At 71.7% G+C, this 16,781-nt stretch carries 19 protein-coding genes and 2 pseudogenes; 11 read left to right on the top strand and 10 right to left on the bottom strand.

The features are described 5' to 3' along the window. Window positions 1-51: 51 nt before the first annotated feature. Together ABZS54_RS25905 and ABZS54_RS25900 are read left to right on the top strand one after the other, a co-directional pair. The gene (locus ABZS54_RS25905) at window positions 52-516 is read left to right on the top strand and encodes an Lrp/AsnC family transcriptional regulator (RefSeq protein WP_355540676.1); all 465 of its coding nucleotides are present in this window, start codon (window positions 52-54) and stop codon (window positions 514-516) included. Window positions 517-603: 87 nt separating this feature from the next. Beyond that, on the top strand, window positions 604-936 hold the full coding sequence (locus ABZS54_RS25900) for a hypothetical protein (RefSeq protein WP_355540673.1): 333 nt from the start codon (window positions 604-606) through the stop codon (window positions 934-936). Between the two features lie 229 nt (window positions 937-1,165). Here the strand turns inward: ABZS54_RS25900 and ABZS54_RS25895 are convergent, their stop codons facing one another. Beyond that, window positions 1,166-1,423 carry a CGNR zinc finger domain-containing protein gene (locus ABZS54_RS25895; RefSeq protein ID WP_355540670.1) on the bottom strand — a complete coding sequence of 86 codons (258 nt, stop codon included), beginning with the start codon at window positions 1,421-1,423 and terminating at the stop codon, window positions 1,166-1,168. 241 nt (window positions 1,424-1,664) lie between these two features. Continuing rightward, a pseudogene (locus tag ABZS54_RS25890) lies at window positions 1,665-1,769 on the bottom strand (hypothetical protein); the annotation flags it as partial. Between ABZS54_RS25890 and ABZS54_RS25885 the strand changes: the two are divergent. Continuing rightward, the gene (locus ABZS54_RS25885) at window positions 1,744-2,103 is read left to right on the top strand and encodes a hypothetical protein (protein ID WP_355540667.1); all 360 of its coding nucleotides are present in this window, start codon (window positions 1,744-1,746) and stop codon (window positions 2,101-2,103) included. The pseudogene ABZS54_RS25890 and the gene ABZS54_RS25885 sit on opposite strands and share 26 nt — an antisense overlap. A 225-nt stretch (window positions 2,104-2,328) precedes the next feature. Then, the gene (locus tag ABZS54_RS25880; RefSeq protein WP_355540733.1) at window positions 2,329-3,948 is read left to right on the top strand and encodes a glycoside hydrolase family 18 protein; all 1,620 of its coding nucleotides are present in this window, start codon (window positions 2,329-2,331) and stop codon (window positions 3,946-3,948) included. Window positions 3,949-4,089: 141 nt separating this feature from the next. On the opposite strand, the gene ABZS54_RS25875 is transcribed toward ABZS54_RS25880, so the two are convergent. From ABZS54_RS25875 to ABZS54_RS25865, 3 genes are all read right to left on the bottom strand, one after another. Then, window positions 4,090-4,557, bottom strand: a complete 468-nt coding sequence (locus ABZS54_RS25875; RefSeq protein WP_355540664.1) for a pyridoxamine 5'-phosphate oxidase family protein — start codon at window positions 4,555-4,557, stop codon at window positions 4,090-4,092. A gap of 66 nt (window positions 4,558-4,623) precedes the next feature. Then, window positions 4,624-4,800, bottom strand: a complete 177-nt coding sequence (locus tag ABZS54_RS25870) for a hypothetical protein (RefSeq protein ID WP_355540661.1) — start codon at window positions 4,798-4,800, stop codon at window positions 4,624-4,626. 97 nt (window positions 4,801-4,897) lie between these two features. Then, window positions 4,898-5,500: an HDIG domain-containing metalloprotein gene (locus ABZS54_RS25865; protein WP_355540658.1), complete on the bottom strand. Its 603-nt coding sequence runs from the start codon at window positions 5,498-5,500 to the stop codon at window positions 4,898-4,900. Window positions 5,501-5,852: 352 nt separating this feature from the next. On the opposite strand from ABZS54_RS25865, the gene ABZS54_RS25860 reads away from it, so the two are divergent. The 5 genes and pseudogenes from ABZS54_RS25860 to ABZS54_RS25840 all read left to right on the top strand — a co-directional run bounded on the left by ABZS54_RS25860 (window position 5,853) and on the right by ABZS54_RS25840 (window position 9,411). Next, a complete protein-coding gene (locus ABZS54_RS25860; RefSeq protein ID WP_355540655.1) occupies window positions 5,853-6,488 on the top strand; it encodes a hypothetical protein in 636 nt (211 codons plus the stop codon). Between the two features lie 75 nt (window positions 6,489-6,563). Further along, window positions 6,564-7,222, top strand: a pseudogene (locus tag ABZS54_RS25855) (TetR family transcriptional regulator). Window positions 7,223-7,337: 115 nt separating this feature from the next. Beyond that, complete coding sequence (locus ABZS54_RS25850) at window positions 7,338-7,976, top strand: GDSL-type esterase/lipase family protein (RefSeq protein WP_355540652.1); 639 nt, start codon at window positions 7,338-7,340, stop codon at window positions 7,974-7,976. A gap of 135 nt (window positions 7,977-8,111) precedes the next feature. Next, on the top strand, window positions 8,112-8,384 hold the full coding sequence (locus ABZS54_RS25845; RefSeq protein ID WP_355540649.1) for a type B 50S ribosomal protein L31: 273 nt from the start codon (window positions 8,112-8,114) through the stop codon (window positions 8,382-8,384). Between the two features lie 181 nt (window positions 8,385-8,565). Further along, a complete protein-coding gene (locus tag ABZS54_RS25840; RefSeq protein ID WP_355540646.1) occupies window positions 8,566-9,411 on the top strand; it encodes an SAM-dependent methyltransferase in 846 nt (281 codons plus the stop codon). A gap of 31 nt (window positions 9,412-9,442) precedes the next feature. Here the strand turns inward: ABZS54_RS25840 and ABZS54_RS25835 are convergent, their stop codons facing one another. Continuing rightward, a complete protein-coding gene (locus tag ABZS54_RS25835) occupies window positions 9,443-10,339 on the bottom strand; it encodes a Gfo/Idh/MocA family oxidoreductase (RefSeq protein WP_355540643.1) in 897 nt (298 codons plus the stop codon). A 14-nt stretch (window positions 10,340-10,353) separates the two neighbouring features. Further along, the gene (locus tag ABZS54_RS25830; protein ID WP_355540640.1) at window positions 10,354-10,839 is read right to left on the bottom strand and encodes a maleylpyruvate isomerase N-terminal domain-containing protein; all 486 of its coding nucleotides are present in this window, start codon (window positions 10,837-10,839) and stop codon (window positions 10,354-10,356) included. A gap of 163 nt (window positions 10,840-11,002) precedes the next feature. On the opposite strand from ABZS54_RS25830, the gene ABZS54_RS25825 reads away from it, so the two are divergent. Beyond that, window positions 11,003-12,037, top strand: a complete 1,035-nt coding sequence (locus tag ABZS54_RS25825; RefSeq protein WP_355540637.1) for an LLM class flavin-dependent oxidoreductase — start codon at window positions 11,003-11,005, stop codon at window positions 12,035-12,037. Between the two features lie 210 nt (window positions 12,038-12,247). Here the strand turns inward: ABZS54_RS25825 and ABZS54_RS25820 are convergent, their stop codons facing one another. From ABZS54_RS25820 to ABZS54_RS25810, 3 genes are all read right to left on the bottom strand, one after another. Continuing rightward, complete coding sequence (locus ABZS54_RS25820) at window positions 12,248-13,777, bottom strand: MFS transporter (protein WP_355540634.1); 1,530 nt, start codon at window positions 13,775-13,777, stop codon at window positions 12,248-12,250. A gap of 164 nt (window positions 13,778-13,941) precedes the next feature. Further along, window positions 13,942-14,634: a TetR/AcrR family transcriptional regulator gene (locus tag ABZS54_RS25815; protein ID WP_355540631.1), complete on the bottom strand. Its 693-nt coding sequence runs from the start codon at window positions 14,632-14,634 to the stop codon at window positions 13,942-13,944. A 186-nt stretch (window positions 14,635-14,820) separates the two neighbouring features. Then, on the bottom strand, window positions 14,821-15,810 hold the full coding sequence (locus ABZS54_RS25810) for an aldo/keto reductase (RefSeq protein ID WP_355540730.1): 990 nt from the start codon (window positions 15,808-15,810) through the stop codon (window positions 14,821-14,823). A gap of 412 nt (window positions 15,811-16,222) precedes the next feature. On the opposite strand from ABZS54_RS25810, the gene ABZS54_RS25805 reads away from it, so the two are divergent. Continuing rightward, a complete protein-coding gene (locus ABZS54_RS25805) occupies window positions 16,223-16,372 on the top strand; it encodes a hypothetical protein (protein ID WP_355540628.1) in 150 nt (49 codons plus the stop codon). The last annotated feature ends 409 nt before the right edge of the window (window positions 16,373-16,781 follow it).

Here is a 16,781-nt window from a genome sequence, read left to right as displayed (position 1 = left end):
CCTGCCTGTTCAGACGCGGTTCGGCCGGGGATCCACCGGTAATCTGAGCGGATGACCGAGAATCTTGACGCGACGGACTGGGCGATCCTGGACGAGGTTCAGCGGGACGGCCGAATCGCCTATACGGAGCTGGCCCGGCGGGTGAATCTGAGCGCGTCGGCGACGACCGAGCGGGTGCGGCGGCTGGAGGCGGCCGGCGTGATCACGGGCTACCGGGCCGAAGTGGCTCTGGAACGGACCGGATATGCGGTACTGGCCGTGGTTCGGCTGAAGTACCCGGGGACCCGGCACGAGCCGCTGCGCCGGTTGCTCGGGGAGCGCTCGGAGATTCTGGAGTGCCTGCGCACCACGGGGGACGACTGTTACGTCCTGAAGGTGGCGGCTACGTCGATGTCCCACCTGGAGGAGATCGTCGACGCGCTGGCCCGGTTCGGGAGTACGACCACCAACCTCGTCCTCAGCCGGACGCAGCCGTTCCGCGGCCCGCGCGAGCCTCGGGTGCATACGGTCGGGTAGGCGTCGATGCGGCGCGGACGTCGGGACGGGGGCGGGCCGAGACCGGCCGGGCCCGCTCGCGTGGTGTGACCCGGGTAGGTTTCGACCATGACTGCCTCAGCTGCCCGTCCGACTCCGAGTCGGGGCTCCGGCCGCCGCCCGCCCGCCGAGTTCGGCCCGCTCGCCATGCGGTTGGCCCCCGCCGGGATCGCGCTGCCCGTCCTGATCGTGGCCGGCACGCTGTGCGCCGTGGCCGCGGATACCGATCTGGCCGACGCCCGCGGGCTCTGGATCCTGGCCGCCGCCGTGTGCGCGGTGGCGGCCGCCTTTGCGTGGGTCGACATTTTGATCGTCGTCCACCGCCGCCGCCCGATACCGCGAGCCACCCGGGTCGCACCGCCGACCGAGGCCCCCGGACCCGTTTCACCCGGCCGGGGGTGAACTCCACGGGCGCGGGCCGTTTCGGCTCCGAGGGGTCGCGGACCTCGGCTCGCGGCCTCGACTCGCGGGCCTCGGCTCGCGGGCCTCGGCTCGCAGGCTGCGGGTTCGACTCGATGCGAGCGTGGCCATGTGCGCCACGGCACTGTCGCCTTTCGGCGTCGTGTCGTCGTCTCGCCGTGCCGATCGTCCGACTCCGCGCATCCGCACCCGATCCACGGGACGGCGGACCCTATTCGGGTCGGTTCGTGGTCGATTTCTGGGCGCGGTGGGTGGCCACTCGCACGCGTGTCGCGCAGCGGGTGCCGCAGTAGCGCTGGGGGGCTCGGCGGCCGGTGTCGATGAAGTAGTCGGCGCAGTCGGGGGCGGCGCATTGGCCCCACGCGCACGTGCCGCGTTCGCTGAGCCACAGGCCGAGGGCGAGAGCGGCGGTGGAGAGCAGCCAGTGGGCCGGGTCGGCGGTCTGCGGTGCGCGGGCGTGCAGGGCCACCGCACGTCGATCCGGACACCGGAAGCGGCGGTGCTCGCCACCGCCGATCCAGGTCCGCCAGGCTCGGCGCCGGCGCGGCGGGCCGCGAATCCGGCACCTCGCACGCCCGTTCGCGCCCGCTCGACGCCGACCACCCGCCCGTCTTCGACCCCGCCTGCGAGCCCGCGTCCGGATCCGGGTCCGGTTCGCGCAGCGCGCCGAGCAGATGCCGGAGCCCGGTCAGCGTTTCCCGACTCGTCGTCTCGATCACCCCCAGCGCCTCGCGCGCACCGTCCGGCTGGGTCGCGATCACCCGCTTCGCCGCGCCCGCCTGGATCGCGATGGCGCCGATGCTGTGCGCGACCATGTCGTGCAGTTCGCGGGCGATCCGCAGCCGTTCGGCCTGCACCGCCGAGATCGCGGTCTGCGCCCGCAACGCGTCGGCGTGGTCCTGGCGCAGCCGGAGCCAACTGCCCAGAATCCAGGCGGCGACGGCGGCCACCGCGAGCGCGGAGGACGGGCCGGTGAGCACGGTGAAGACCGACCTCGATCGGCTCGGCGCCTCCTTCAACCACGGGATCTGGAGCTTCCTGATGATCGGCGCCGGTGCCGTCGGCGGGAGCGGATCGGGCGGCAAATCCGGTCGTGGGCACGGCAATCGAGCAGCTGCGGAGAGTAATTGGTTGGGGACGGCGAGGTAAACGGAGTCGGATCGGGTGGAAACCTTGACACGCTCTATTGGTCTGGACCATTTTGGCCTAGACCAATATGCGCACAGGGCGGGCTGTCGCGCATCCGGCGGTACCACGTCCACCCACATCGCTTCTCCACGCACGGAGGCAGTAGTGGCACGCGTTTCGCATGTTCCGCAGGCGAAGTCCCCTCGCCGCGGACACTCCACCCTCGCCGCACTCGCGGCGCTCACCCTGGCCGGTGCCGGTCCGACCGTCGCCGTCGCCGTCGCCGGCAACGCACAGGCCGCCGACAACCTGGTGAGCAACCCCGGCTTCGAGAACGGCCTCTCCGGCTGGACCTGTTCGGCCGGTTCCGGCACCGCGGTGAGCACCCCCACGCATACCGGCACCGGCGCGCTCAAGGCCACCCCGGCGGGTTCCGACAACGCCCGATGCGCACAGACCGTCACGGTGCTGCCGAACTCCGCCTACACGCTGAGCGCCTGGGTCCAGGGCAGCTACGTATACCTGGGCGCGACCGGCACCGGTACCACCGACCCGTCCACCTGGACGCCAAGCGCCGGAACGTACCAGCAACTCACCACCACGTTCCGCACCGGTCCGTCGACCACCTCGGTCACCGTCTACACCCACGGCTGGTACGGCCAACCCGCCTATTTCGCCGACGACATCACCCTCGCCGGCCCCGGCGGCGGCACCCAGATCCCGGCCACCCCCACCGGCCTGGCCGCCGGAGCACCCACGTCGTCGAGCATCCCGCTGTCGTGGGACCCGGTGCCCGGCGCGACCGGCTACAACCTCTACCAGGACGGCACCAAGGTGCAGTCCGTGTCCGGAGCGAGCGCGACGGCCGTCAACCTGACCGCGTCCACGTCCTACGGCTTCCAGGTCAGCGCCACCAACTCGGCGGGTGAGTCGGCCAGGTCGGCCGCGGTGACCGCGAGCACCGGCACCGGCGGAGGCGGCGGCCAACTGCCCAAGCACGTGCTCACCGGCTACTGGCAGAACTTCGACAACGGCGCCACCATCCAAACCATCGCCCAGGTGCCTGCCGAATACGACATCATCGCCGTGTCGTTCGCGGACGCCACCGGCACCCCGGGCGGCGTCTCGTTCACTCTGGATCCGGCGCTGAACTATTCCGAGGCGGCGTTCAAGGCCGACATCGCGGCCAAGAAGGCGGCCGGCAAGAAGGTGATCATCTCGGTCGGCGGCGAGAAGGGCACCGTCTCGGTCAACAGCTCCACGTCGGCGACCAACTTCGCGAACACGCTGTACACGCTGATCCAGACCTACGGCTTCGACGGCGTGGACATCGACCTGGAAAACGGCATCAACGCCACCTACATGTCCCAGGCGCTGCGCTCGCTGTCCGGCAAGGTCGGCGCCGGCCTGGTGATCACCATGGCGCCGCAGACCCTGGACATGCAGTCCACCGGCACCGAGTACTTCAAGACCGCGCTGGCGATCAAGGACATCCTGACCGTCGTCAACACCCAGTACTACAACAGCGGCGCGATGCTCGGCTGCGACGGCAAGGTGTACAGCCAGGGCACGGTCGACTTCATGACCGGCCTCGCCTGCATCCAACTCGAAGGCGGCCTGGCCCCCTCGCAGGTCGGCCTGGGCCTGCCCGCCTCCCCGCGCGGTGCCGGATCCGGCTACGTCTCGCCGAGCGTGGTCGACAATGCGCTCGACTGCCTCGCCAAGGGCACCGGCTGCGGGACGTTCAAGCCGAGCAAGACTTACCCGGGTCTGCGCGGCGCGATGACCTGGTCGACCAACTGGGACGCCCTGAACGGCAACCAGTTCTCCAACACGGTCGGCCCGCACCTGGACACGCTCCCTTAGCGCAGCGTGTCTACTTCGGTAGCTGAGCCGCTCGGCTGCCGCCGTCCCCCGGCAGCCGAGCTCCCCGACGACCCCCGCCGCCGGCACTCACGAGAGACCGGCGGCGGGCCGGTCAAGCCCGGCGCGTCGCAGCGCTTTTGGCTACGGAATCAGCCAGGTGCCGTCGCGGAGCACGTCGCGGCCCTTGATTTCATTCGCCTCGCGCCAGGCCTGCACCAGGTTCGGGCGGATGCGGAAGTAGTGGTAGGAGGTGGTGAGTACCCGTGGGTCGAAACCGCTCTTCTCGGCGAAGCCGTCGGCCACGTCACCGGGGATCTCGCTCGTCGTGACGGGTTCGGCGGTGGCCTCGATCATGACCACGTCCCGGGTTGGCCCGATCCCCAGCCGCAGCGCGCCGCCGGCCAGCAGGTTGCGGGCGGTCGGACTCGCCGAAGCGGTCGCGATCAGCAGCGTGCTGCCGTCCCACAGGAAGGACAGCGGCACCAGGTACGGCGTACCGGTTTTCGCGTCGGCGGTGGCCACCCACGCGTCCACGTCGTGTTCGAGTCGATCGAGGGTGTCCTGCTTGCGCTGCTCGGCGGTGCGGGGATGGGACGGCGGTGGGGTCATGGTGACGCTGCCTCCGGATCGGCTCGCTCGGATGGTCGACGCTTTGGCAGGTCGACCTGCGACGGCTCAGTCTTTCGCATGTCCCGGCCGCCGGAACCGGGGGCCGATCTCCAGCGCCGGCGCCGGGATGAGCAGGCTGCGGACCAGGGCCGAGCGGGTCTCCTCCGGTCCCGAGTGCAGCGCCGCGCGAATCCGCTCGACGGTGTCCCGGGCGGCCCGGGTGTCGGGACTGTCCCGCAGCACGATCCACCCGGCGGGCGATCCGCCGGCGCGGCCGGCCGGGAATCGGCGGAGGAGTACCCGGCCACGCCCACCGGACCCGGATCCCGGGCCGACCAGCTCAGCTGATGCGGTGCCCGAACTCGGCTGCGAGCGGCTCGAGTTCGGGCGTGCCGAACTCCTCGGCCAGCGCCTGGAACGCGACCACCTTGTCGTCCCCGAAGCGCCGGATCTTCGCGGCGAACGTGTCGGGGAGCAAAAAGCGCGGCGGGTTCGATTTGCTGTGGAACTTGTCCGCGTACATCACCAGGCGCTCCTGGGTGGACTCGGCGACGTAGTCGTCCACCGGGATCGGCAACTGCCGAATCAGCACGTCGTGCCGGGTCAACCCGACGCCGGTGTGGCACGAGCAGAACCGGTGCAGCGACTCGGGCAGGCCCTCCTTGCGCAGGATCTCCACGCCGAGCAGCCCGTGCCGCACGTAGTTGGCGCCGTCCAGCCGGCCGTTCTCGTCGTAGAGGCGGTAGACCCCGATGTCGTGCAGCAGGCACCCGGCCCGGACCAGGTCACGGTCAACGCCGGCGCCGCCGGGTCCGGTCAGCAACTGCTCGGCGATCCGCCAGACGATCCCGCAATGTGTGTGCACCTTCTCGAAGACCGCTCGGTTCGGTGCGTATGCCTTGTGCAGTGCGGTGATCTCGGCGACCGTCGGAAGCTGTGACATCCGGGGAGCCTAACCGAGGGGCCGTCGGGTTTGTCCTCATGGGCGGCCGATCAGCGTGGCGGGCCGGCGCCGGTCATCGGCGGCGGGCTCCAGGACGCGGCCTGGGCGCGACGGGGTGGAAAAGGTCCGGGAATCCACGGTGTGTGAGCGTGAACGGGCCTTCACGCAGTGCGAGTTCGATGTTCGGCCGCCCCGACGGGTACCCTCGTGGTTGCCTGATGTTCGCCCGGTCGATCCTGCGGGGGCATCCCGGGATCAGGCACCGTGGAGGGGCGACGGCCGGCGACGTGCTCGCATGATCGGACGGGTCCGTCCGCGACCGACGGCCATCCCAGCGAACCAGGACACCGCGATGACCCCGACCACGCTCGCAGGGCCCGCTCCCGCCGGGCGCACCGACCACCACACGTTCATCGCGATCGAGGGGCCACCCGGTGCGGGCGGCGCCGCTCTCGCCGACACCCTCGGCACCGCGCTCGGCTGCACGCCGATCGCCGGGCGCGCCGAATCGATCCGCCTCGACGCCCGTGCCGGCTACGGCCTCGGTCTGGCCGGGTTGCTCCGGGCCGACGCGCTGGTCAAGCGGCAGCGCTCGGCGGGGCCGGTGATCGTGCACACGTGGGCGGCCGGAGTCGCCGCCGACGGTGCGGTGATCTACCGGGCCGACGGGAGCAGGCTCAGCGCCCAGGTCGCCGAATACCGGGCCGTACTGGAGGAGCCGACGGTCACCGTCCACCTGACCGCCTCGGCCCGGACACTGCGCGACCGACTGTCCGCGCAGCAGGTGCTTTCCGCCGACGACCGGGGCTGGCTGACCCGCCGCGCCGCGTTGGAGCGGATCGCGGAGGCGCATGTCGCGCTCGCGCTCGAAGCCGACCCTCGGCGCGCGATCGTGGTGGACATCGACGGATGTGGATCGCGGTCGGTGGTGGACGTGGTGCTCGCGGGACTCCAGGCGCGCGAGATCGGCGTCGTGGACGCGGCGTAGCGGCGCTGCGGTCACACCCGTGCCGTGCCCGATCACCGGACGATACCGGCCTCCGGTCGGCGTAGGGTGCCGCGCATGAGCGGTGAGACGGGGTTGCGCGAGCGCAGGCGGCTGCGGGGGCGGCGACGATCTCCGATGTCGCGATCGGGTTGTTCCCGGCGAGGGGCTTCGATCGGGCGTCGGTCGCCGAGGTCGCGGTCGCTGCGGACGTCTCCAAGCCAACGCTGTTCCGGTACTTCCCGACCAAGGAGGACCTGGTGCTGTACCGGTTCGCCGACCACCAGGACGAGGCCGGCCGGGTGGTGGCCGGGCGGCCGGCGGGCGTCTCGGCGCTGACGGCGCTGCGCCGGCACTTTTTTGGCCGGATTGGATCGACACGATCGGGTCATCGGGCTCAGCGACCATCCGCAGGTGCCGGCCTTGCCTCGGCTGCTGTACGGGACCCCGAGTCTGGTGGCCCGGTTGTACGGGACACCGAACGTTCGGAGCAGGCGTTGGCCGACGCGCTCGGCGCCTCGGCTTCGCCCGCGGACGCGGATGCGGACGGGATGCAGGCACGCTTGGCAGCCGGCCGGATCATCGCGGTGCAGCGGATCCCGGCCCGGGAGAACCGGCGGCGGATCGCGGCGGGCGAGCGAGCGGCGGCCCTGCATCCGGCGGCCCGGGCGACGGCGGAGCGGGCCTTCGATCGGCCGGCCGAGGGACTGACCGACCACCCGGGCGTTACTCGGTAACGTTTTCAACCCCACCCGTTCGCGGTAGCCGAGCAGGCGGCGTCCGCGCGGCGAATCTACCGTGTGGACAGGACCGCTGCCCGGATACGGCCGGTGGATCGACCCGGGAGGCACGATGACGGGCGCGAGACACGAGGTCCCGGTGATGATCGCCGGGGACTCGATCGGTCATGTCGGCAGCGGCGACCGTACCTGGCGCTACCGACTGTGGCGACACTTGCGCGCCCACGACGTGCGGCTCGACATGGTCGGGTCCAAGGACCCGCTCGGCGACATCGAGGCCGAGGTGGCCGAGTACCAACCCGACTACCTGCTGATCCTGCTCGGGGTCGACGACCTGCGGCCGACGATCGAACCGGCCCGGTTCGACGCGGACCTGCGCGATTTCATCCGCGACGCCCGCCGGGCCAATCCGCGGCTACGGATCGTGCTCGGTCATGTCCTGCCCACCCATCAGGCGGGCCCGGACCCGGAGTTCGCCGCCCGGGCGGCGGGCTTCAACGCCCGTATCGATGCCATCGCGGCCGACCTGAACAGCGACGAGTCGCCGATCGTGGTGGCCACCACCGACGCCGAATTCGTCGCGGCCGACCACACCGGGGACGGCCTGCACCCGAACCAGGCCGGCGAGTACCGGATCGCGGCGGCCTTCGCGGACGTCCTGGCCGACCGCTTCCACCTCGGCGCGCACTACCCACGCCCGTTCCCGAGAGTCTCGGCCGCCTCCACGGAGGCGACGCCGCCACCTGATTGACGCCCCGCGGCCGCCCGCCCGCCGGCCGCGCCGGTGCCGACGCCGGGCCGGCGCTTCGTCGCGAGGCTGTCGGAAGAACCCGGGCGCGCCGCGCGTTGGCCCGATGGCACACCGGAAAGCAACAAAGGAGCGACCATGCAGCAGGACAAGCACCCGTCGTACGGCCCGGTCGTCTTCCGGGACAGGTCCGCCGGATACGCCTTCCTCACCAAGTCCACCGCCGTCAGCGAACAGACCATCGAATGGGACGACGGGAACACCTATCCGGTGATCGACGTCGAGATCTCCTCGGAGAGCCACCCGTTCTACACGGGCAATGCCCGGCCGGTGGATCCCGAGGGCGAGATCGCCAAGTTCGAGCGCCGCTACGGCGATCGGGGCGGCGAGGGTCGGGCCGACCCGCGCTGACCCGGGCCGCCGTGGTCCGGGCACGACCGCGCCCGGGGCCGACGTCCGCCCGCAGCACGGGAGTTCGCCGGAACCGCGCGACCCGAAACACTGCGGGGGCGGGCAACAAAACCGAGTCGAGCACCAATAGGCTTACCACCAACGGGAACTGATCATCACTCAACCCACGGTGGGAGCCTTCATGGCAGACGACTCGCAAACGGCGGACAACGCTCCGGTCGAGCCGAAGGACGACTGGCGACCGGTCGGCATCGACATCTCCACGCCCAGCATTGCCCGAGTCTACGACGCGGTGCTCGGCGGCAAGGACAACTATCCGGTGGACCGCGCGATAGCCGAGGCGTCGCTGGCGATCGTCCCGGAGATCGGCGATGTCGGCCGGTACAATCGGGCGATACTCGGGCGCGGCGTCCGGTACATGGCCGAGCAGGGGATTCGGCAGTTCCTCGACCTGGGCTCCGGCCTGCCCACCGTGCAGAACACCCACCAGGTGGCCCAGGAGCACTCGCCCGAGGCCCGCGTGGTCTACGTGGACAAGGACCCGATCGTGCTCGCGCACGGCCGGGCGCTGCTCGCGGAGAACGACCGGACCACGGTGGTCACCGCCGATCTGCGCGAGCCGGCCGAGATCCTGGCCCACCCGGACGTGCGCGCACTGATCGACTTCGACCAGCCCGTCGGTCTGATGCTGGTGGGCGTCGTGCACCACCTCAACGACGACGAGGGCCCGGAGCAGATCGTCGAGGCCTACAAGAAGGCGCTGCCGCCCGGCAGTTTCCTCTTCCTGACCCACTTCTGCGCGTCCAGCCCGGACGCGGTCGCGCTGGAGAAGGCGCTGCTCACCGACCTGGGGTCGGGGCGCTTCCGCTCGATCGAGGAGATATCCGCGTACTTCGACGGCCTGGAACTGGTCGAGCCGGGCGTGGTGTTCCTGCCGCAGTGGCAGCCGGAGGAGCCGGTCGAGGAGCCGCTGACGGTCGGTCAGAAGTTGATGGCCGGTGGCATCGCCCGAAAGCCGACTGCCTGATCCACCGCAGGTGATCGTCGCGGCGCGCGGTTCAGCGTGCCGCGGCGAGTTGCTGTTCGGCGCGGGCGATGACCTCCTGGAGATACAGTCCGCGGCGGACGTCGCACACGTGCTCGCCCCCGTCGCGCACCAGGCTCGCGAACTCCGCGCGCAGCACCGCGAACGCGGCACCGTCGATCGCGGTGGACAGGTCGAGCGCGGCGGTCCCGGCCGATCCGTACAACTCCACGTCGTAGCGGTGGCCGGCCTCGGCGGCGCAGCACAGCACCAGTTGGGACACCGCGCCGCCGGCGTGCACCAGTTGCACCGCCGTCCACCCGGCACCGGGTGAATCGGCCCGCATATCCACGATGTCGCCCAGCGCGACGCTCATCAGATCGAACGCGTGCGGTCCCACGTCGAGAATCGCCCCGCGGGTCTGCCGCCACGGCGATGCCGCGAACGGGCCGTCCAGGAACGCGTCGGTGACGCAAGCCAGTCGGCCGCCGCGCCAGGCGGTCTCGGCGCCGGCCAGATGTACCAGGAAGTCCCGAACCCGCGGCGCGTATCGGGCGCTCAACGCGACCATCGAACCGACTCCGGCCGCGCCGATCACGTCGGCCAACCGGCGGGCGGTGTCCACGTCGCCCGCGATCGGCTTCTCCAGCAGCACCGCCTTGCCCGCCCGTGCCGCCCGTTCGGCGAGCGCGGGCTGCGCTTCGGGGGCGATCGCGAAGACCACCGCCTCGCATCGATCGAGCAACTCGTCGAACCCGGCACACGCCTGCGCTCCGTAGGGCTCCGCGAGTTCCCGGGCCGCTTCCGGACGGCGTGCCCACACTGCGGTGAGCCGGGTCTCCGGCCCGGTCGCGAACACCGGTGCGTGCACCTGACTCGCCCACGGACCGGCCCCGACCAGTCCCACCGCGACCCGTTCGACCATCGTCATCGCCTCCGCCGCCCTTACCGCCGACCCCGCCGAGCGAGCGTACCGGCGAGCCGAGCCCGCCCGGTCGCGCCACGCACGCACGCGACCCGCCCGGGCCGTCGGGCTCGACCGGAGGCGCCGGCCGCGCGGTACCTCCGGGGCCGATCGGGTGGCATCGGCCGGGACGCGGCGCCCGCACGGATCGGCGTCGTCGGCCCGGGGCGCACCCGGTCCAGCACGCCGTCTTCGGCGAACGCGACCGCGACCGCCTCGGCCGACGCGGCGAATACCTTCCCGAGTTCGGCGCCCACCGGGCGGTCGGCCCAGTCGCTCGCGTCGGTGATCTCGCCGCGGGCCGCCGCCGCGAAGCCGTGGTTCCGACCGGTCATGTGGGCGGGCAGCCGGCCCAGGTTCCAGGCCGAACAGGGGGTGGGCAGGGCGAGTTGGTCGATCGTGACCCGATCGACGATCGTTTCGGCGATCCGCAGGGCCCGTTGGTCGAGACGTGGTAGGTCGATCATGTTCCGACACCAGCCGGCCCCACCGATCCGGTCATTCGAATACCCGCCCTGCGATGCCCGGCCCCGACACCCCGGCCCGACACCGCCCTCACGACCCGGCTCCCGCCCGTGGGCGCCGCGCGGCCCTGGAGAGCTCGCGAGGACGCTGCTAGCTTCCGGCCGCATGAGGTTCTCCATGTCGCTGCCCGTGCTTCGGGATCCCGGCCACGCGCAGCCGTACCACCGGACGTTCGCGCTCGCCCGGATCGCCGAGGAGGCGGGCTTCGATACCGCCACCGTCGGCCACCACCACTTCATGCCGGGCAACATGAGCGACCCGCTCACGCTGCTCGCCGCCGTCGCCGCGCGGACCGAGACGCTGCGGGTGGGGACCGGCATCTTCCAGCTCCCGGTACACCATCCCGTGCGGGTCGCCGAACAGGTCGCCACGATCGACGAGATCTCCGGCGGCCGGGTCACCCTCGGCGTCGGACTGGGCTGGTGGCCGCTGGAGTACATCGCGCACGGATCGGACTTCGGCACCCGGGGCGCGCGGATGGAGGAGGCGCTGGAGATCCTGCGACTGCTCTGGAGCCGGGAGAACGTCGGCTATCGGGGCCGCTTCCACACCTTCCCCGAACTGACCGTGCACCCGCGCCCGATCCAGGAGCACATCCCGCTGTGGGTGGCGGGCGTCGCCGACGCCGCCGTCGAGCGAGCCGCGCGGCTGGGCGACGCGTGGTTGTGCGGCCCGGTGCAGTCGTTGGCCAGGGCCCGATCCTGCCTGGCGGTCTACCGGGCGGCCTGCGCGACGCACGCCAGGCGTCCGGACTGGGTGCTGCGCCGCTACGCGTGGCTGGGCAAGGACCGCCGCACGGTGGCCGAGGACGTGCTGCCGGCGTACGTCGGCGGCCTGCTCGAACACTGGCGGGAGTCGGCTGAGGACGCCGGTGAGCGGGACCTGTTCCGCCGCCTGGACGCGGGCGAGCAGGTACCCGCCGAGGAGATCGCGCACGACCGCCTGCTGTGGGGCGGCCCCGAGGACGTGATCGCCCAGATCATCCGCTACCTGGATCTCACCGGCAGCGATCACGTGCACGCCGCGTTCGGCGCGGGTCTGCCCGCGGGCGCGAGCCCGGTGTCCACGCGCGGCTCCTTCGACGAACTGGCCTCGATGATCCGACTGTTCGGTGCCGAGGTGATCCCGGTGTTCCGCTGACCCGGACGGTCGGCGACGGGACCCGATCGACAGCCGTCGGGCCTGCGCAAGGGCACGATGCGATGTGATGAAGCGCGCATACGGCGCAGGCCCCACCGCCGATGACGGTGGGGCCTGCGCCCGGGGTACTGCTGAGGGAGGTCTCCGACGGGTGTCTGCGCCCGATGATCGGTGCGGCCGCACAGTGCGCGGCGAGCCGTGCCCCGGCGATCAGTGCACGAGCACCGGGATCGGTACCTCGTCCACGTCCGTCTCCGCGTCCTTGTCGTTCGAGGCGACCACCGTGCTGTCGCCGTGCCCGACGGTGATGAAGGTGAACGCGATCGTCGAGGCCAGGGCCAGGATGCCGACCGCCCACCAGATCGCGGTGGCGTAGCCGTGCACGACGGCCTGGATGCGCAGCTGCTCGGCGCCCGCCGAGGTCGCCGCGTGCGAGGCCACGTAGGCGGTGGTCGCGCCGGCCGCGATGGTGTTCAGCAGCGCGGTGCCGATCGCGCCGCCGACCTGCTGCGAGGTGTTGACCATCGCCGAGGCGACGCCCGCGTCCCGCGCCTGGACACCGTGGGTGGCCAGGCTCATCGCGGGCATGAACGCGGTGCCCATGCCCAAGCCGAGCAGGATCTGCGCGGGCAGGATCAGTGCGACGTAGGAACTGCCGACCTCGATCCGGGTGAGCAGCAGCATGCCGACACCGGCGGTCAAAAAGCCCGGGCCCATCAGCAACCGGGCCGGGACCCGGGTCATCAGCCGGGCGCCGATCTGGGTCGAGCCGGTGATCATGCCCGCGATCATCGGCAGGAACGCCAGGCCGGTCGTCACCGGCGAGAAGTCCTTGACGGTCTGGAGGTAGTAGGTGAGGAACAGGAACATGCCGAACATCGCGATGATGGCCAGGCCCAGCGAGAGGTAGATGCCGGCCCGGTTACGCTCGGCGATCACCCGCAGCGGCAGCAGCGGGGCCTCGACCCGGCTCTCCACGAAGACGAACGAAGCGAGCAGGACGATGGCGGTCAGGAACAGCCCCAGCGTGCTGCCCGCGGTCCAACCGTGGCTCTCGGCGCGGGTGAACGCGTAGACCAGGGTGCCCAGGCCGATCGAGGACAGCACCACTCCGGGGATGTCCAGCGGCGAGCGGTTGCGGGACCCGGCGGGCTCGCGGATGACCAGCACGGCACCGGCCGCGGCGGCCGCGGCGAACGGGATGTTGACGAAGAAGGTCCAGCGCCAGTTCATGTACTCGGTGAGCACGCCGCCCAGGATCAGGCCGACCGCGCCACCGCCACCGGCGATCGCGCCGAAGATGCCGAACGCCTTGGCGCGTTCCTTGGCGTCGGTGAACATCACCGCCAGCAGGGAGAGCGCGGACGGGGCGAGCAGTGCGCCGAACGCGCCCTGGAGTGCGCGGGCGCCGAGCAGCATGCCGGTGCTCGCGGCTATGCCGCCGAGCGCGGAGGCGGCGGCGAAGCCGACCAGGCCGACGATGAAGGTGCGGCGTCGACCCCACAGGTCGGCGATCCGGCCGCCGAAGAGCAGCAGTCCGCCGAACGAGAGGGCGTACGCGGTGATCACCCATTGCCGGTTGCCGTCCGAGATGCCCAGGTCGATCTGGGCGGACGGCAGCGCGATGTTCACGATGGTGCCGTCGAGGACGACCATCAGCTGGGCTATGGCGATGAAGACCAGCGCTTTCCAGCGCCTGGAATCGGGCATGGCGGTCTCGGGCGGGGCGGTTGCAGACATGGAGACACTCACTTTGGGGGGTGTGTAGCGACGGCGGGCGCCGCGGGACGGACGGTGCGCCCTCGCCCGCGCGGAAGTGGCAGGGCGACGGTGAAGTGTTGTGGTCGGTACGCGGTTGCGCGGTCATGCGCCGCCGAGGGATATCGAAAGTCGGTGGGGGCGCGTCAGCGCCCGGAAGGCTGCCCCTCGGGCTCGTCGGCCAGGTGTTCCAGATCCCGCATCGCCACGACGGAGCCGGACAGCGCGGTGGGGTCGGGCGAGCACAGACCGTCGAGCAGCACGTCGAGGTGACGGTGCACGAAGCGGTCGTTCACCATGCAGCCACCCATCCCCGGCAGCGGTCGGGTGAGCTGGGTGATCGCCATCAGCAGGTCACCCGAGCCGACGTCGGTGCGCAGCCGGCCCTCGGCGCGAGAGCGCTCCATGAGCGTCTCGACCAGGTGCTCCAGCCGCGCCCGGGCGGCCATCAGCTCGGGGTGTGCCTTGTCCACGGTCGCGGACATGAGTGTGCACAGCGCCCCGATCCGCTCCTTCGTCGCGGCGTGGGCGAAGCGCCGCAGGGCCGCGAAGGCCTCCGACTCCTCGGCCAGGGCAAGCTCGCCCTGCTCGGTGATCCTCTCCAGGACGGAGAGGACCACCCGGTGTGCGAGCTCGCCGCGGTCGGCGAAGTGGCGGTACAAAGTCGCGTTGCCGACTCCGGCGCGGCGTGCGACCTCGTCGAACGGCACCTCGGCGCCGTGCTCGACGAACATCTCGCGCGCCGCGGCGATGATCCGCTCGCGATTGCGTCGGGCGTCCGCACGAAGTCGCGGACCGCGGTCCTCGGCGACGTCGGCGACGGCGACGGTGCTGCCCATGATCCGCTCCTTCCTGTCGGTACCCGATCGATAACCGGGGAGCGATTCCCCGATTGTGATTCGCTCGGTTAAACGGACAGGAAGTCCCCGGATATTTCGATGAGTCGTGTGACCTGGGTCACATTGTCGACCGAGGGTCTTCCGGCAGCCCGCAGCGGGATTCCCAGCGGCCGCCCGGCAGGTCTCCTACCAGGCAAAAGACTCCGGCGCTGGGCCCGGGCCGGGGAAGATTCGGTCGAGTTCGGCGAGTGTTTCCGGGCTCAGTTCGACGCTCAGCGCGCGCAGTGCCGAGTCCAATTGGTCTCGCGTACGCGGTCCCACGATCGGCCCGGTCACCCCGGGTCGGGTGAGCAGCCAGGCCAGGGCGACCTCGCCGGGCGGAGTGCCGAGCTTGCCGCATAGTTCCTCGTACGCCTGGATCTGCTCGCGCCGCTCGGCCACCTCGCCCGCCGCCCGGTCGCCGGCGGAGCGGTGCCGGTCGCCGGTGCGTTCTTTCTCCAGCACCCCGCCCAGCACGCCGCCGTGCAGCGGCGACCACGGGATGACCCCGAGGCCGTACGCATGCGCGGCCGGCAGCACCTCGGCCTCGGCGGCCCGCTGGGCCAGGTTGTACAGGCACTGCTCGCTGACCAGGCCCAGTGAGGATCGGCGGGCGGCCGCCTCCTGGGCCTGGGCGATGTGCCAGCCGGCGAAGTTCGACGAGCCGACGTAGAGCACCTTGCCCTGCGCGACCAGCAGGTCCATCGCCTGCCAGATCTCCTCCCACGGGACCCGGCGGTCGATGTGGTGCATCTGGTAGATGTCGATGTGGTCGGTGCCCAGGCGGCGCAGGCTGTCCTCGCAGGCCCGGCGGATGTGCCGGGCGCCGAGCCCGCCGGAATTGGGCCAGTCGCCCCAGCTGCCGTAGACCTTCGTGGCCAGCACGACCCGCTCGCGGCGATCGCCGTGGGCCAGCCAGCGGCCGACCAGTTCCTCGGTGTCGCCCCGGGCGCCGGCGCCGGTCAGCTGGGAGCGCCCGTACACGTCGGCGGTGTCGAAGAGGTTGACCCCGGCGTCGAGCGCGGCGTCCATGATCTCGCCGCTGTCGCGTTCGTCGGTGGCGGGGCCGAAGTTCATCGTGCCGAGCACCAGGCGGGCGACGGTCAGGCCGGTGCGGCCCAGTTGGGTGTACGGCATCTCGGGGGTGATGGCGGAGGAGGAAGAGGTCATGTCCTTGTCGCTGCCCGGCCCGGAGCGCCGGGAACCCACGGGAGGAGGAGGGGTTCGCCGGTCGGTTCGATGCCGAGGGGCCGGTCAGGCACACGGGCCGGGTTCGTTGCCCGGCGTGGCGGCTCGGCCGCTCGGGGTGACGTGGTTCGCCGCGTTGCGCGGTGTCCGCCAGCGGCTCGCCGCCAGTCGGCGGGTGTGTTCCTCCCCGGCGGCGGTCAGCCGGGGTCGAGGAGGCCATCCCGCCGGCCGCGCCGCTGAGCCGACACCTGGTGGACAACGGCCTGATTCCGGTACCCAACCCGATCGGGGCGCCCCGCCCATGACCTCGTCGACCTCGTCCGCCCCCCGCGGAAGCCGATCCGGCATCCGGTCGAGTGCGGTGTCCGCGAGTCCGGCGGCGGTCACGCGCGGGGTCGACATGCCGATCGACGAGGGCCTTGCGGTGGAGGCGTCCTGGTTCGCGGTCACCGTGCCGGCCGAGGGAGTCGCGGCCCGGCTGGAACGGTTCCGTACCCGAACGCGTCCGTAGTGGGCGGGAGTCGGTCTCGACCCCCCGACCGCGGCCCGGTCCGCCGACTCGAATCCCGTTCGTGGTCGTGCGCGGCGGCCCGTCGGTCGCGAGAGAGAGCGGTTTGCCGGCCGTGACCCGGGGGGGGTTGCCACGACGGGGCGGCCGGCCACGACACAGGGGGACGATCCATATCGCTATCGCCGAGCCCGGGCGCACTGCCCGGGAGAGCGCCGCGCGCGGTGCGGGAGGGGACGGGGCCGGCGGAACGGCGGCTCCGGAGGCCGGTGCACGTGGGATGGAGGCCGGCAGGACCGGTGCGCGGGTGAGGGCCTGGATGGCGTCCAGGTCCAGCTCGTGGACCGGACCCGAGTCGGCTGCACCTTCGGCACGGCGCTGGGCGGCTCCGGTGAACCGGTCGAGGTCCATG

It is taken from the genome of Embleya sp. NPDC005575, from assembly GCF_040605455.1.
GTDB lineage: Bacteria > Actinomycetota > Actinomycetes > Streptomycetales > Streptomycetaceae > Embleya.
Note: the sequence above shows the minus strand (reverse complement) of the source record. Positions and strands in the feature narration are given on the sequence as shown.